The sequence below is a fragment of the Streptomyces xanthophaeus genome (genome assembly GCF_030440515.1).
Taxonomy (GTDB): Bacteria; Actinomycetota; Actinomycetes; order Streptomycetales; family Streptomycetaceae; genus Streptomyces; species Streptomyces kutzneri.
The window spans coordinates 1,924,026-1,937,200 of the sequence record NZ_CP076543.1; the positions used below are offsets into that span (position 1 = coordinate 1,924,026).

General features: G+C 71.4%; 11 protein-coding genes and 1 pseudogene. 9 read left to right on the top strand and 3 right to left on the bottom strand.

Annotated features, from left to right (window positions below; all coding sequences use genetic code 11):
* Nucleotides 1–19 precede the first annotated feature (19 nt).
* Nucleotides 20–1,333 carry a cytochrome P450 family protein gene (locus KO717_RS08265; protein WP_301365472.1) on the bottom strand — a complete coding sequence of 438 codons (1,314 nt, stop codon included), beginning with the start codon at nt 1,331–1,333 and terminating at the stop codon, nt 20–22.
* A gap of 248 nt (nt 1,334–1,581) precedes the next feature.
* Here KO717_RS08265 and KO717_RS08270 point away from each other — a divergent pair, with 248 nt between their 5' ends.
* The 4 genes from KO717_RS08270 to KO717_RS08285 all read left to right on the top strand — a co-directional run bounded on the left by KO717_RS08270 (nt 1,582) and on the right by KO717_RS08285 (nt 6,164).
* Entirely contained in the window at nt 1,582–2,142 is a 561-nt protein-coding gene (locus tag KO717_RS08270; protein ID WP_301365473.1) for a hypothetical protein, read from the top strand.
* 20 nt (nt 2,143–2,162) lie between these two features.
* The gene (locus tag KO717_RS08275) at nt 2,163–3,530 is read left to right on the top strand and encodes an alkaline phosphatase PhoX (RefSeq protein WP_301365474.1); all 1,368 of its coding nucleotides are present in this window, start codon (nt 2,163–2,165) and stop codon (nt 3,528–3,530) included.
* Between the two features lie 429 nt (nt 3,531–3,959).
* Entirely contained in the window at nt 3,960–4,175 is a 216-nt protein-coding gene (locus KO717_RS08280) for a hypothetical protein (RefSeq protein WP_301365476.1), read from the top strand.
* Nucleotides 4,176–4,919: 744 nt separating this feature from the next.
* A complete protein-coding gene (locus KO717_RS08285) occupies nt 4,920–6,164 on the top strand; it encodes an RICIN domain-containing protein (RefSeq protein ID WP_301365477.1) in 1,245 nt (414 codons plus the stop codon).
* A 311-nt stretch (nt 6,165–6,475) separates the two neighbouring features.
* Here the strand turns inward: KO717_RS08285 and KO717_RS08290 are convergent.
* Nucleotides 6,476–7,024: pseudogene (locus KO717_RS08290) on the bottom strand (transposase); the annotation flags it as partial.
* Between the two features lie 50 nt (nt 7,025–7,074).
* Between KO717_RS08290 and KO717_RS08295 the strand changes: the two are divergent.
* Together KO717_RS08295 and KO717_RS08300 are read left to right on the top strand one after the other, a co-directional pair.
* The gene (locus tag KO717_RS08295) at nt 7,075–8,067 is read left to right on the top strand and encodes a PPK2 family polyphosphate kinase (protein WP_301365478.1); all 993 of its coding nucleotides are present in this window, start codon (nt 7,075–7,077) and stop codon (nt 8,065–8,067) included.
* 59 nt (nt 8,068–8,126) lie between these two features.
* A complete protein-coding gene (locus KO717_RS08300) occupies nt 8,127–9,032 on the top strand; it encodes a polysaccharide deacetylase family protein (protein ID WP_301365480.1) in 906 nt (301 codons plus the stop codon).
* Between the two features lie 29 nt (nt 9,033–9,061).
* Here the strand turns inward: KO717_RS08300 and KO717_RS08305 are convergent, their stop codons facing one another.
* Entirely contained in the window at nt 9,062–9,283 is a 222-nt protein-coding gene (locus tag KO717_RS08305) for a hypothetical protein (protein ID WP_301365482.1), read from the bottom strand.
* Nucleotides 9,284–9,549: 266 nt separating this feature from the next.
* On the opposite strand from KO717_RS08305, the gene KO717_RS08310 reads away from it, so the two are divergent.
* The 3 genes from KO717_RS08310 to KO717_RS08320 are packed head-to-tail and all read left to right on the top strand — an operon-like array spanning nt 9,550 to nt 13,168.
* Nucleotides 9,550–10,917, top strand: a complete 1,368-nt coding sequence (locus KO717_RS08310) for a discoidin domain-containing protein (protein ID WP_301365484.1) — start codon at nt 9,550–9,552, stop codon at nt 10,915–10,917.
* Nucleotides 10,917–12,185: an MFS transporter gene (locus KO717_RS08315; RefSeq protein ID WP_301365485.1), complete on the top strand. Its 1,269-nt coding sequence runs from the start codon at nt 10,917–10,919 to the stop codon at nt 12,183–12,185. Before KO717_RS08310 ends, KO717_RS08315 begins: the two co-directional genes overlap by 1 nt.
* Nucleotides 12,182–13,168, top strand: a complete 987-nt coding sequence (locus KO717_RS08320) for a TolB family protein (protein ID WP_301365487.1) — start codon at nt 12,182–12,184, stop codon at nt 13,166–13,168. The genes KO717_RS08315 and KO717_RS08320 overlap by 4 nt, the downstream gene beginning before the upstream one ends.
* Nucleotides 13,169–13,175: the final 7 nt, after the last annotated feature.

Consider the following 13,175-nt stretch of genomic DNA (forward strand, 5'->3'; position numbering starts at 1 on the left):
ACCGCCCATCGGGTCTGGGTTACCTGCCGGAGGCCACGGAGGCCAGGGACGACTCGTCCGGGTCCGCGCCGGGGCGGTGCGGCTCCAGGACGAGCCGGAGGTGTTCGAGGCCCCGGAACGCCGGCACCGGACCCTTGAGCCACGCCCTGCCGGTCTCCTGCGCGTCCGCGAGCTCCATGTCCGGGAACTCCCGCAGGAGGGTGGCGAGCGCGATCTCGAGTTCGAGCCGCGCCAGCGGTGCCCCCAGGCAGTAGTGCGTTCCGTGCCCGAACCCCAGGTGCGTGCCCTGGAGGCCCTCGCGCGTCACGTCCAGCTCGTCGGGGAGGCCGAACTTCTCGGGGTCCCGGTTGGCCGAGGAGATCGCGATCTGCACGAGGGAGCCCTCGGGGATCGCCGTGCCCCGGATCTCGGCGTCCTGCGCCGCGTACCGGAAGGTCGACGTCTCCACCGAGCCCTCGAAGCGCAGCATCTCCTCGACCGCCCGCGGGACGAGCGCGGGGTCCTTGCGCAGCAGCGCCGCCTGATCGGGGCGGAGCAGCAGGTTGAGGACGGAATTGCCGATCTGGTAGGCGGTGGTCTTGTGGCCGGCGAAGAACAGGACCCACAGCGACGCGACCAGTTCGGGATCCTCCAGCCGCTCCTCCGCCTGGAGGAGGTCGCTGAGGAAGGAGTCCGACGGGTGCTCGCGCGTGTCCGCGATGAGCCGCTCCAGCCGGTGCTGCAGTCGCTCCTCGGCCGCCTTCAGCTCCGCCCTCCTGCTGGGGTCGAACCGGGAGCGGGTCACCACCGCGAACTGCTCCAGGATCTCCGGGCGGTCCTCCTGCGGAATGCCCATCAGCTCGCACAGGACAGCGACGGGCAGCGGGAACGCGAACGCGGCCATGAGGTCGACCGTGCCCGCCTTCCGGCATTCACGCAGGATGTTCTCGGCGATCTCGGTGATCCTCGGGCGCATCTGCTCGACCCGCCGGGGGGTGAAGGCGCTCCGCAGGACGCGGCGCAGCCGCGTGTGCCGGGGCGGGTCCGAGAAGAGCACGTTGTCGTCGAGCGCGTCGAAGAAGCTGCCGTACACGGCGTGGTAGGTGTCGATGGCGCCGTGCATGTTCTTGCTGAACCGGGGGTCCGACAGGGCGTCACGGGCATCGTCGTAACGGGTGATCAGGTACGTCTCGATCCCGTGGGGAGGGGTCAGCCGGCACACCGGGTCCTGCTCGCGCAGGGCGGCGTACATCGGATGGGGGCACTGCCGGTACTCCGGCGCGCCCCGGGACACGGCCGACACGATCTCGTGCAGCTCTCCGCCGCCGTCCGGTGCCGCATCCTGCTGCGCCATGGTCCGTACCCTCCGTCGCACTCGCCTGCTGGGGACAACACCGGTTCCCCGTGCGGATGCGTCGCGAAACGGCGCCTTTCCCGTTCGGGTGAGGCGGCGGTGCCGGGGGCCGGGGCGGGTCCGGGTGCGGATCCGGCCGACCGTCAGCCGATCGGCGGTCGCCCGTCCGGGCCGAGTGTGTGGCGGGTCCGGCAGCCCGGGGAAGGGCTGCAGGTGCCCCCAGCCAGCCCGTCACAAGGAGCCCGCGCATGGCCCGCAGTCTCGCCCTGGCCCTCACCGCAGCCGCCTCGCTCACCCTGGCGGCCGTCACCGCTCCCCTCGCCGCCGCGGGCACGGGCTCCGGCCGGGCCCAGGGCGACCTCGCCCGTACGTACGCGGCGACCGCCCGCTACCAGGTGCACGCCAACGCGGTGGCGGACGGCTACAAGCCCGACCAGTACTGCGTCGTCGACAAGGCGGGCCCGGGCGCGCTCGGTTACCCGCACTTCAATCACAAGTACGACAACTCCCTCGACCCGGCGAAGCCCGCCGCGCTGTTCTACGAGGACGACGGGCGCGGCGGCAAACGGCTCGTCGCCGTCCAGTGGCTGCTCTACGACCGCGACCAGAAACTCACGACGGACGACGACCGCCCCACGATGTTCGGCATCCCCTTCAAGGGCCCCAAGCCCGGCAACTTCGCCGGTCAGCCGGTGCACTACGCCCTGCACCTGTGGCTCTGGAAGAAGAACCCCGACGGCCTGTTCGAGACCTTCAACCGGGCGGTGACCTGCCTTCCGGGCACCACCCGCCCCAAGCCGTCCCTCTGATGCCGCCCGGGGAGCCGCCCATGTCCGTCACCCGGCGCAGCCTGCTCGCCGCGGGCGGGATCGCCTTCAGCGGGGTGCTCGGCGCGCTGTTCGCCGGTGGCGGCTCCCCGGCCGCCGCCCGGGCCCCGCGGACCCCCCGCACGTACCGCGGCTACGGGCCGCTGGTGGCCGACCCGCGCGGGCTGCTCGACCTGCCCGCCGGGTTCACCTACCAGGTGCTCTCCCGGGCCGGCGGGCCGCTGCGCTCCGGCGAGGGGCCCGTGCCCGCCAACTGCGACGGCATGGCCGCCTTCGAGGCCGGCGGCGGCCGCGTGCGCCTCGTCCGCAACCACGAGAACCGCACCACCGCCGCCCTGCGCGTCCCCGCCGTCCCGGGACTGACCTACGACCCCCAGGCCCTCGGCGGCTGCACCGCCCTGGAACTGGACGCGGCCGGGCGGGTCACCGGCGAGCGCGTCGCCCTCGCGGGCACCGCCGTCAACTGCGCGGGCGGCCGCACCCCCTGGAACACCTGGCTGAGCTGCGAGGAGACCGAGGACCGCGCGGGCACGTCCGGCTACACCCGCGACCACGGCTACGTATTCGAGGTGGACCCGGCCGACCCGCACCGCTCGGGCGCGGTCCCGCTCACCGCGATGGGCCGCTTCGCGCACGAGGCCGTCGCCGTGGACCCGTACCGCGGGGTCGTCTACGAGACCGAGGACGCCTTCGTCCGGCCGTTCGGGCTGTTCTACCGGTTCCTGCCGGAGCGGCCGCTCGGCGGGCTCGGCTCGCTGCGGGCCGGGGGCCGGCTGGAGGCCCTGCGGGTGCCGGGGCTCGCGGACCTGGCGGTGGTGGACGAGCCGGGGGCGGAGTTCCCGGTGGAGTGGGTGCCCGTACCGGACCCGTCGGCGGCCGGAACGCCGATCCGGCTCCAGGACTTCGGGCCGGGCGGGATCACCCACGCGCAGAAGCTGGAGGGCTGCTACTGGGGCGACGGCGGGGTGCACTTCGTGTCCAGCTTCGCGCGCAGCGGCGAGGGCGCGGCCGCCGACCACCACGGGCAGGTGTGGTTCTACGATCCGCGGCGCGCCCGGCTGCGCCTGGACGTGCGCTTCGGCCCGGCCGCCGACATCGCGATGCCCGGGGACTCCCCCGACAACATCTGCCTGGCCCCGGACGGCGGGCTGATGGTGTGCGAGGACGGCGGCGGCGCACAGTACGTCTTCGGGGTGACGGTGGGCGGTGAGGTCTATCCGATGGCCCGCAACGCCGAGGACATCGGCCGGCCGGGGGCCCCGGAGTGGGGGGAGTTCGCCGGGGTCACCTTCTCCCCGGACGGGCGGACGATGTACGTGAACGCCTATGCGCCGGGGACCACGTTCGCGGTGACGGGGCCCTGGCACTAGGCCGTGCCCAGGGCGTGCGTCGATCGTGATCGTCTTCGCCGGGGGCCCGGTGCCGCTCACGGAAGATCCGCGGGCGTGCTGTCGCGCAGAGCGGTCCGCGCGTAGGTCGCGCAGCGTTCGAACAGCTCGGGCTGAGCACTCCGCGAAATGTCGAGCACGGGCGAGTCGGACCTGCGCACGCCGACCGGACAGGGGAAGTACGACAGCGCCCCGTCTCGGATTCAGCGTCCACGACGCTTATGTAGGAGGTCAGGTACCGAGTGAAGCGCACCGTCGGTCCTCCGGGGTGTCCTTCGGACTCGAATACCCGGGCGATCTCCAGCAGCTGGCGAGCGGAGTCGGACGCCCGTTGCGGCAAGCGGGGGTCGCCGATGCTCCGGCTGTACTCCCCGAGCAGCACCGATTCGGGGGTCCGCCACGACGTAGGTGATGTTCACGCCCTGGCTCAGGAGCCGGCGTACCGGTTCGGTGAAATCCCGCTCGGGACGTGAGACGAACAGGCTCGCCAGGCTGCGCAGCGAAATTCCGACTTCGATGATCTCGGAACTCGCGCCGGCGATGAACGCTGCCTTCACGGACAGGCAGCCGCTCGTCGGGCAGCCGGTTCATCTCTCCGAGGAACCGCTGCCGTTCGGCGTCCCGTAGGAACAGGTCGTAGTGGAAGGGGATGGCAACACCGGCGGCGGCGAAGACCGCGAGCTCGTTGAGCACGGACCAGCCGAACCCGACACGGCCGTTGGAGACCAGGGCCAGGCTCAATCCCCCCCAGGAGAACGCAGATCGCAGGGCGATACGGAACTTGCTCAGCAAGGTACGGGATTCAGGTGATGTGCCGTCCATGGTCCCCCCTGAGGTCCCCCTGGCCTTCCCCTCGTCCGTGAGGCTTCATGCACGTCCCGCTCCGCCACGGCTCGGCAGGGGCCCGGGCGTCACGGGCAGCACCGTTCTGCGGACGCCGGGAACCGGCAGGTCCGCGGTAACCTGCGCGGCGGCCAAGAGGTCGTTTCTTATGGAGCGTCAGGGAAAGTCGATACAGTCGGATATGGGTGAGAACGATCACGGTCCTAGGCGGCGCGTGCCCCGCCTAGGTGAATTGGGCTTCTCTTTTCCCCAGTGACGAGGCGTGCCGGCTGGAGTGGAGCGACAACTCACCGCGTGGGCCCGACAGTCCCGGGGCCGGCCTCGTTCCACCGGGCCCTCGCAGAAGCCGAGGCCACCGCGGCCGACAACGGCCTACCCCGCACGGTCGCGGAGACCGGTGCCCGCTTCGAGTAGCGGGGTTCAGGGGGCAGCCATAGCGTGTCGGTGACGAGGCGGCAGGTTTTCGTCCTGTTGACCCGATTCTTCGCTGCCGGGCCTCCCTTACCATCGACGAGTGGAGACGTGATCATGGCTGAACGTGCACGCCCTTCGGGGGCTCTCTCCGGTACAGAACTGGAGTCGCTGCTGGCACTACGGCGATCGTTCCAGGAAAAGAAGGACGCAACCGGCCCGAGGCGGGACCTGAATCCTGGTCCCGTACCGGAGTCGGCTGCTGCGGTCCCGAATCTCGCCACCATTTCGGCCAATGCCTACGCCTGGGGATACGATTTCATCCTCCCGGGCGCGGCCGTAACTGCCCTGCGGGACAGTGGCACGTTCAAGGAACTACTCGGCACGATGCCCCCCGAGGTCGAGCCCGTCATCCCTGTGGTGGAGGCTCATCTGGCCAGCGACCTGGCCTCCCTCGCTGCCCTGGACCAAGGGGCGGGCGTGATCCTCACCGCCACCTGGACGGCCCCCGACACACTGGTTCCGCGACCGATGTTCTGGGCATTCATCTCGACCTGGCTGGGCCAGAACCTGGTGCTGGACGTCGAAGGGGCCTCGCCCCAGTCGGGTGCACAGCTCGTCATCAATCCGTACAACGCCTCCTACCCCCCGAACCAGAGTTGGAGCTACGTCAACAACCTCTACCTCTACAACGGGTCCGGTAAGGTCGTGGAGATCGCCGACTCCGATCCGAGCGACAGCGCCAGAGTCCAGATCAACGACTACACCGGTGCACCGAATCAGCAGTGGGCGATCGCCGGCGACGGCCTCATCCGGAGCCTGATGAACGGAAATGTCCTCGACGTCTCCGGCGGCTTGGCCCGTCCCGGCACTCCGGTGATCTCGTACCACCCGAAATACCCGGCCACTATGAATCCGCCCACCAACCAAGGCTGGTCATCGGATCTCGGCGTCGATTTCTTGTGCAACAACTTGGTGACGGTCATCAAGAACAACACACCCGTCATCATGACCGTACAGGGATACCCGCAGAAAACCACGGCGGTGGCCTACGGAGACGCGGTGCAGATCCTTTCGCCGGGCGAGGTCGCTGTGTACACGTCGAATTACTACAATGCCGTCGCCGGCGACAACGCGATGAACTATGTCGTTTACGCCGAAAACGCCTCGGGGGTATCGGTCTCGTTCGACGCCCATCAGCACTTCTGCGGTCTGGCGGCTGGAGAGGTCTGGGTCGACAACGTCACCGGAGCGAACGGCTACTCGCTGAACAGCCCGAAGAGCGACTGGTACGAGGGCGACCATCACTACGAGCTGCCCGGCACGATCGTCTCCTCGTTGGAGTGGAACCCGAACGGCTAAGGACCGGCGGCGGAACGTTTCGGGGAAGCGATCCCGGCATGTGATTCCTCGTGTACGACCGACGGCAAGCCCGTCATCGTCACGTTGGCGTGAGCCGCCCTTCCCGCTCCACAGGCCGTCGAGCGACCGCCCGGACGACTCCGGAGAGGCGGGCACACCCGCCTGGTGTGTTCGCCCCTTCGCCGTACCCGGTCCGGCTGACCAGGGATGAGCACTTCCCTATCCGGGACCGGTGGTTCAAGCAGAACCGCTCCAGCTCGGGTCACGTCGACTCCTCGGCGAACGACCCTGCACCGTCCTGCAGGACCGGCTCAGGCCGTGAGCAGGGTCGCCAATCGGCGGTAGCCGATGAGGGCTGCGGCTATGCCGACGAAGGCAAGGAAGTGCTCGGCCTTGCGTTCATAGCGGCGGTGGAGCCTGCGACAGCCGGCCACCAAGGCACGGTTCTTCCCACCACCCACGATGGAGCCATCGCCGCAGGTGGTCGTAGTCGTAGCGCTTGTCCTCGTGCAGTTTCTCCGGACGCCGGCGCCGGGGCCCGCGGCGGGAGCGGATGGGCGGAATGCCGCGCACGAGCGGTCCCAAACCCTGACTGTCATGCATGTTCGCGCCGGAATTCCCAGAGACAGCGGCAATCCGTTCCGGTCACAGATCAGGTGGATCTTCGATCCCAACTTTCCCGCGGTCGGTCGGATTCGGTCCCGTCACTGGCCCCCTTTTGCGGCCCGCAGGCTGACGGAGTCGATCGCGCACCGCGACCAGTCCGGCTCGCCCCGCATCCCGAGTGCATCGAGGATCACGCGGTAGAGCCTGGCCCAGACCCGGTCCCGGCTCCACTGGCACTGACCTCGCGCTCCCGTTCGGTCTGCTGGAAGATCGTACGGAACCGACGGGATTGGGGTGGTCAGCGATGGCCGGGAAGCGGAACGAGAAGCGGAAAGCGGCGAAGTCCGAGAAGTCCGGGAAGTCCGGGAATCGGGAGAAGGCCCCGAAGCAGGAGAAGGCGGCCGGACTCGAGAAGGCCGCCAAGCCCGGGAAGCGCTCCGAGGACGGCGGCTCCGGGGCCCCGCCGCTGCGGGAGTTGCTGCGCGTGACCCCGGGCGAACGGCCGGACCTCGGCCGCCTCGACCCCTCCTCGACTCCCGGCGGCCCCGCCGGCAAGGCGGCCGGGGCGGCAGCCACCGCTCTGCTGGCGCAGCCGCTCGGATCCCTCCAGGAGCGGCTCTACGCGGCGAGCACCGCCGGTGACCGCCGCCGGGTGCTCCTCGTCCTCCAGGGCATGGACACCAGCGGCAAGGGCGGCACCCTCAAGCACGTGATCGGTCTGTTCAACCCCTCCGGCTGCCGGATCAAGGCCTTCAAGGCACCCACGGCGGAGGAGCTGGGCCACCCCTTCCTCTGGCGGATCAAGCAGGAGCTCCCCCGGTCGGGCGAGATCGGCATCTTCGACCGTTCCCACTACGAGGACGTGCTCATCGCCCGGGTCCGCGAGCTGGTGCCGCGCAACCGGGTGCGCGCCCGGTACGCCCAGATCAACCGGTTCGAGAAGGCCCTCGCGGACGACGGCGTGACCGTGGTGAAGGTCTTCCTCCACATCAGCTACGAGAAGCAGCGGGCCCGGCTCCTGGAGCGGCTGGACAACCCGGACAAGCACTGGAAGTTCGACGTGGGTGACATCGAGGAGCGCAGTGCGTGGCCCGCGTACCAGGAGGCGTACGAGGTGGCGCTGGAGCGCTGCTCCACCGATGCGGCGCCCTGGTACGTGGTGCCCGCGGACCGCAAGTGGTACCGCAACTGGGCCATCAGCACGCTGCTGCGGGAGCATCTGGAGGACATCGATCCGCAGTATCCGAAGGGGGACTTCGACGTCGAGGAGTGCCGCAGGAGGCTGCTGGCGGGGTGAGTTCCGCCCGACCGCCTGTCGTTCATTCATCTGATCAGTTAGTCATATAGTTTGCGTACGTGACCAATTCCGTACGAAAAGTAGCTGCCGCAGCTGCCACGGCGGTGCTCGGCGCCGCCCTCGCGGGATGCGGGGGCGGCGCCGGCGCGCCGGACGCCGGCCGCGAGGCCCGTATGGGCACCCCCGCCGCCTCGGCGTCCCCCTCCGCGTCGGCCTCCGCCTCCGGATCGCCCGCCGCGTCCCCGCAGGCCGGTGCGCCCGCCAAGCCCCCGACCATGGCGCCGGGCCCGAACGGCCTGACCCCCGTCTTCGAACGGGCGAAGCAGCAGACGGACAAGACCGTGGCGCTGACCTTCGACGCCGACATGACCTCCGACCAGGGTCCGCGCGCCGCGGACGGCGAACACTTCGACAACCCCGCGCTGATCTCGACCCTGCGCACCCTCAAGGTTCCCTCGACGATCTTCATGACGGGCCGCTGGGCCGAGGAGTACCCGGACCAGGCCAAGTCCATCGGCACCGACCCGAACTTCGAGATCGCGAACCACTCGTACAGCCACCACGCCTTCAAGTCCCCCTGCTACGGGCTGCCCGCGCTCGACGCCGCGGCCGCCCGCGCCGACGTCGACCGGGCCTTCGCGGCCTTCCGGCAGGCGGGCGCGGTCAACACCGTCCCGTACTTCCGCTTCCCCGGCGGCTGCTACGACGACCAGGCGCTGCGGGCCCTGTCCACGGCCAAGGTCACGGCCGTCCAGTGGGACGTGGTCAGCGGGGACGCCTTCGCCAAGGACCCGGGCGCCGTGGCCGAGCAGGTGCTCGGCGGCGTGAAGCCCGGCTCGGTGGTGGTCATGCACTGCACGCGCAGCGCCGCCCCGGTCACCGAGGAGGCCGTCCAGCGGATCGTCCCGGAGCTGCGCAAACGCGGCTACCGCTTCGTGAAGGTCTCCGAGCTGATCGGCAAGTAGCGCGGACCCGGCCGTTCCCAGGGCATGTCCTAGCCGGAACAGGCGGTGCGCTGGGCTTCCTGCCACTCGCACACCGGGCAGAGCACCACGCCAGGGGTGGCGACCCCGTACTCGGTGGGCTTTCCGCACTCCGGACAGTCCGCGTACGGCGGTCCCGCCACCCGGCCGGCCGGGGCGGCGGGTGCCGGGCAGTACGACGGGGACTGCTGCGACGGAGTGTGCTGCGACGGGGTCTCGTCCGGCCGGTCCATGCGTACGAGCCTACCGGCGGACGGCTTACGGACAACTGCCTGCGACGGCCGGACAACTGCCGCCGGAGTACTGGTAGGAAACTTTCCTTCCTGTTAGTGTCCCGGGCGGCGGCTTGGCGCGGTGCCCACCCCCACGGGCATGACGCGCTCAGTGAGAGCTCTGACCCGGCCGCTGTGGCGCCGCCCCCTGCCCGTCCCGCGGGCGGGTGCGGCGCCCCGTGCCAGTGTCCAGCTCTCGCCGCCCCTCAAGGCAGGGAGTTCCAGGTATGCGCCTGAACCGCCTGAACGCCTCCGCTCACCCCCCTCTGTTACGCGGCAGACTTCGCACCCTCCTCCTCACCGCCCTCACCGGCCTCGCCGCCCTCACCCTCGTCGGCGGGCTCCTCCTGGCCTGGCCCGGACGGGCCGGGGCCGCCGCCGACCCCCTCATATCCCGCGGGAAGCCCGCCACCGCCTCCTCCACCGAGTCCTCCTCGCTGGGCGCGAAGAACGCCTTCGACGGCGACCCGGCCACCCGCTGGGCCAGCGCCGAGGGCAAGGACCCGCAGTGGATCCGGGTCGACCTCGGCGCCGGGGCCACCGTCTCGCGGGTACGGCTCACCTGGGAGGCCGCCTACGCCAAGGCGTACCGCGTCGAGGTCTCCGCCGACGGTGCCGCCTGGACCACGCTCGCCACCGAGACCGCCGGCAACGGCGGCACCGACGACTGGACCGGCCTGTCCGGCAAGGGCCGCTACCTGCGCGTCCAGGGCACCGCGCGCGGCACCTCGTACGGCTACTCGCTCTTCGAGGCCGAGGTGTACGGCACCGCCGGGGACGGGCCGCCGCCGGGCGGCTCCTTCACGGTCGTCGCCGCCGGTGACATCGCCGCGCAGTGCACGGCCTCCGACAGCGGCTGCGCGCACCCCAAGACGGCCGCGCTCGCCCAGCGGATCGACCCGAAGTTCTACCTGACGATGGGCGACAACCAGTACGACGACGCCCGGCTCTCCGACTACCGCGCCTACTACGACAAGAGCTGGGGCGCCTTCAAGGCCAAGACCCGCCCGGTCCCCGGCAACCACGAGACGTACGACCCGGCCGGCCCGCTCGCCGGGTACAAGTCGTACTTCGGCAGCATCGCCTACCCGCAGGGCAGGAGCTACTACAGCTTCGACGAGGGCAACTGGCACTTCGTCGCCCTCGACTCCAACTCCTTCGACCAGACCGCCCAGCTCAACTGGCTGAAGGCGGACCTCGCCGCCAACACCAGGCCGTGCGTCGCCGCCTACTGGCACCACCCGCTGTACTCCTCCGGCGGGCACGGCAACGACCCCGTCTCCAAGCCGGTGTGGAAGATCCTCTACGCCGCCAAGGCCGACCTGGTCCTGAACGGGCACGACCACCACTACGAGCGGTTCGCCCCGCAGGACCCCGAGGGCCGGGCGACCGCCGACGGGATCGTGGAGATCGTCGGCGGGATGGGCGGCGCCGAGCCCTACCCGATCGAGGAGGTCCAGCCCAACAGCCAGAAGCGCATCAGCGGACCGTACGGCGTGGTGAAGCTGGACTTCACCGACTCCGGCTACGGGTGGACCTACGTGGCCACCGACGGCCAGGTCAAGGACACCGGCCCGAAGTACAGCTGCCACTGATGTACCTGGCCGCCAACGGCCGCCCGGACGCGCCGCCCCGCCCCCCAGGGGCGCGGCGGCGCGTCCCCGCCGCCGTCCTCGCGCTCGGCGCGGTCAGCCTCGTCACCGACATCTCCTCCGAGATGGTCACGGCGGTACTGCCGCTCTACCTCGTCCTGGGCCTGGGCCTGACCCCCCTCCAGTTCGGCTTCCTGGACGGCATGTTCAACGGAGCCACCGCCCTCGTCCGGCTGCTCGGCGGACGGCTCGCCGACCGCCGCGGCCACCACAAGCGGGTCGCCGGCGCCGGCTACCTGCTGTCCGCGCTCTCCCGGCTCGGACTGCTCCTCGCCGGGGGCGCGACGGGCGGGATCGCCGCCGCGCTCGCCGCCGACCGCCTCGGCAAGGGCATCCGTACCGCCCCGCGCGACGCCCTCATCTCACTCAGCGGGCCCCCGGAGAGCCTCGGCCGGTCCTTCGGCGTGCACCGCGCCATGGACACCACGGGCGCGCTGCTCGGCCCGCTCGCCGCGTTCGCCGTGCTGTGGGCGACCGCCGACGCCTACGACGCGGTGTTCGCCGTCAGTTTCTGCACCGGCCTGCTCGGTGTGTTGCTGCTCGTCGTGTACGTGCCCGCGGCGCCGGGGACGGCCGCCGCTCCCCCGGCCGGGCCCCGCCCGGCGCGCCGGCCGGTCCTGCGCGACCCCGCGTTCCGCCGCGTGCTCGGCGCCTCGGCCCTGCTCGGCGCCACCACCATCGGCGACGCCTTCCTCTACCTGCTGCTCCTGCGCGGACTCGACCTTCCGCCCGCCCTGTTCACGCTGCTGCCGCTCGGGGCCGCCGCCGTCTACCTGCTGCTCGCCGTCCCCGTGGGCCGGATCGCCGACCGGACCGCCGACCGCGCCGGGCGCCGGACGGCCTTCCTGCTCGGGCACGGCGCCCTGCTCGGCGCGTACGCCCTGCTGCTCGCCCCCGTCTCCCCGCCGACCGTCGTGGGGGTGCTCGCCCTGCTGGGCCTCTTCTACGCGGCCACCGACGGGGTCTTGATGGCGCTCGCCGCTCCTGCGCTCCCCGCGGCCGGCCGGGCGGGCGGGCTCGCGGTGCTGCAGACCGGACAGGCGCTGGCCCGGCTGCTGGGCGCCGCCGGCTTCGGGGCGGCATGGACCCTCTGGGGGCCGCGGCCCGCCCTCTGGGCCGCGGCCCTCGCGCTGGCCGGGGCGCTCGCGGCCGCCTCGCGCATCCTGCCAGCCGCTCCCCCGACCGTCCCGACCGCCCCGGAGGCCCCGTGAATCCCCCGTCCCGCCGGCTGCGCCTCGCCCTCGTCGTCACCGCGGTCCTGCTGCTGGCGGGCGGCTCGCTGGGTTACGTGCTGCACGCGCGCCACCGTGAACGGCCGCCCGGGCAGCAGGCCGATGCCTCCTTCGCCACCCTGGAACCGGGCCTCTACTTCCGGGACACGGCCGGCGGGCGGATCGCGCGCCAAGGCGGCCCGGGTCTGCCGCGGGTGACCGGCGGCCCGTCCTGCGACCGCTTCCACACCGCCGGGGACCACGCCCTGTGTCTGCGCAAGCTGCCCGGGGTCCCGGCCCGCACGGAGGCCCTCGTACTCGACCGGCGCATGCGTGAGGTCCGCAAGGTGACGGTGCCCGGCATCCCGAACCGGGCCCGTGTCTCGCCCTCGGGCCAGGTCCTGTCCTGGACCACCTTCACGACCGGCGACTCGTACAACACCGCCGCGTTCTCCACCCGGACGGCGATCCTGGACCTGCGCACCGGCTATCTGATCAAGTCGATCGAGCAGATCCCGCTGACCCTCGGCGGAGCCCGCCACCACGACCCGGACGTCAACTACTGGGGCGTGACCTTCGCCGCCGACGACAACCGCTTCTACGCCACCGTCTCCACCCGGGGTGCCACCCACCTCGTCGAGGGCGACCTGCGCGCCTGGTCGGCGAAGGCCCTGCGGGAGAACGCCGAATGCCCCTCGCTGTCACCGGAAGGCGCCCGCGTCGCCTTCAAGAAGAAGGTCTCCGACGACCCCCGGGCACCGTGGCGGCTGTACGTCCTCGACCTGGCGACGATGCGCGAACACCCGCTGGCCGAGCCGCACAGCGTCGACGACCAGGCCGCGTGGCTGGACGATGCGACCCTCGCCTACGCCCTGCCGGGCCGAGGCGGCCGCGCGAGCGACATCTGGTCGGCCCGCGCCGACGGCACGGGCGAGCCCACCCTCCTCGTCCCCGGCGGCTCCTCCCCCGCGAACGTCGGCTAGGCCGTCC

What these genes read in the sequence shown, in the direction of transcription:
- KO717_RS08265 (WP_301365472.1), bottom strand. Translation starts at nt 1,333, where the DNA reads ATGGCGCAGCAGGATGCGGCACCGGACGGCGGCGGAGAGCTGCACGAG.
- KO717_RS08270 (WP_301365473.1), top strand. Translation starts at nt 1,582, where the DNA reads ATGGCCCGCAGTCTCGCCCTGGCCCTCACCGCAGCCGCCTCGCTCACC.
- KO717_RS08275 (WP_301365474.1), top strand. Translation starts at nt 2,163, where the DNA reads ATGTCCGTCACCCGGCGCAGCCTGCTCGCCGCGGGCGGGATCGCCTTC.
- KO717_RS08280 (WP_301365476.1), top strand. Translation starts at nt 3,960, where the DNA reads ATGTTCACGCCCTGGCTCAGGAGCCGGCGTACCGGTTCGGTGAAATCC.
- KO717_RS08285 (WP_301365477.1), top strand. Translation starts at nt 4,920, where the DNA reads ATGGCTGAACGTGCACGCCCTTCGGGGGCTCTCTCCGGTACAGAACTG.
- KO717_RS08295 (WP_301365478.1), top strand. Translation starts at nt 7,075, where the DNA reads ATGGCCGGGAAGCGGAACGAGAAGCGGAAAGCGGCGAAGTCCGAGAAG.
- KO717_RS08305 (WP_301365482.1), bottom strand. Translation starts at nt 9,283, where the DNA reads ATGGACCGGCCGGACGAGACCCCGTCGCAGCACACTCCGTCGCAGCAG.
- KO717_RS08310 (WP_301365484.1), top strand. Translation starts at nt 9,550, where the DNA reads ATGCGCCTGAACCGCCTGAACGCCTCCGCTCACCCCCCTCTGTTACGC.
- KO717_RS08315 (WP_301365485.1), top strand. Translation starts at nt 10,917, where the DNA reads ATGTACCTGGCCGCCAACGGCCGCCCGGACGCGCCGCCCCGCCCCCCA.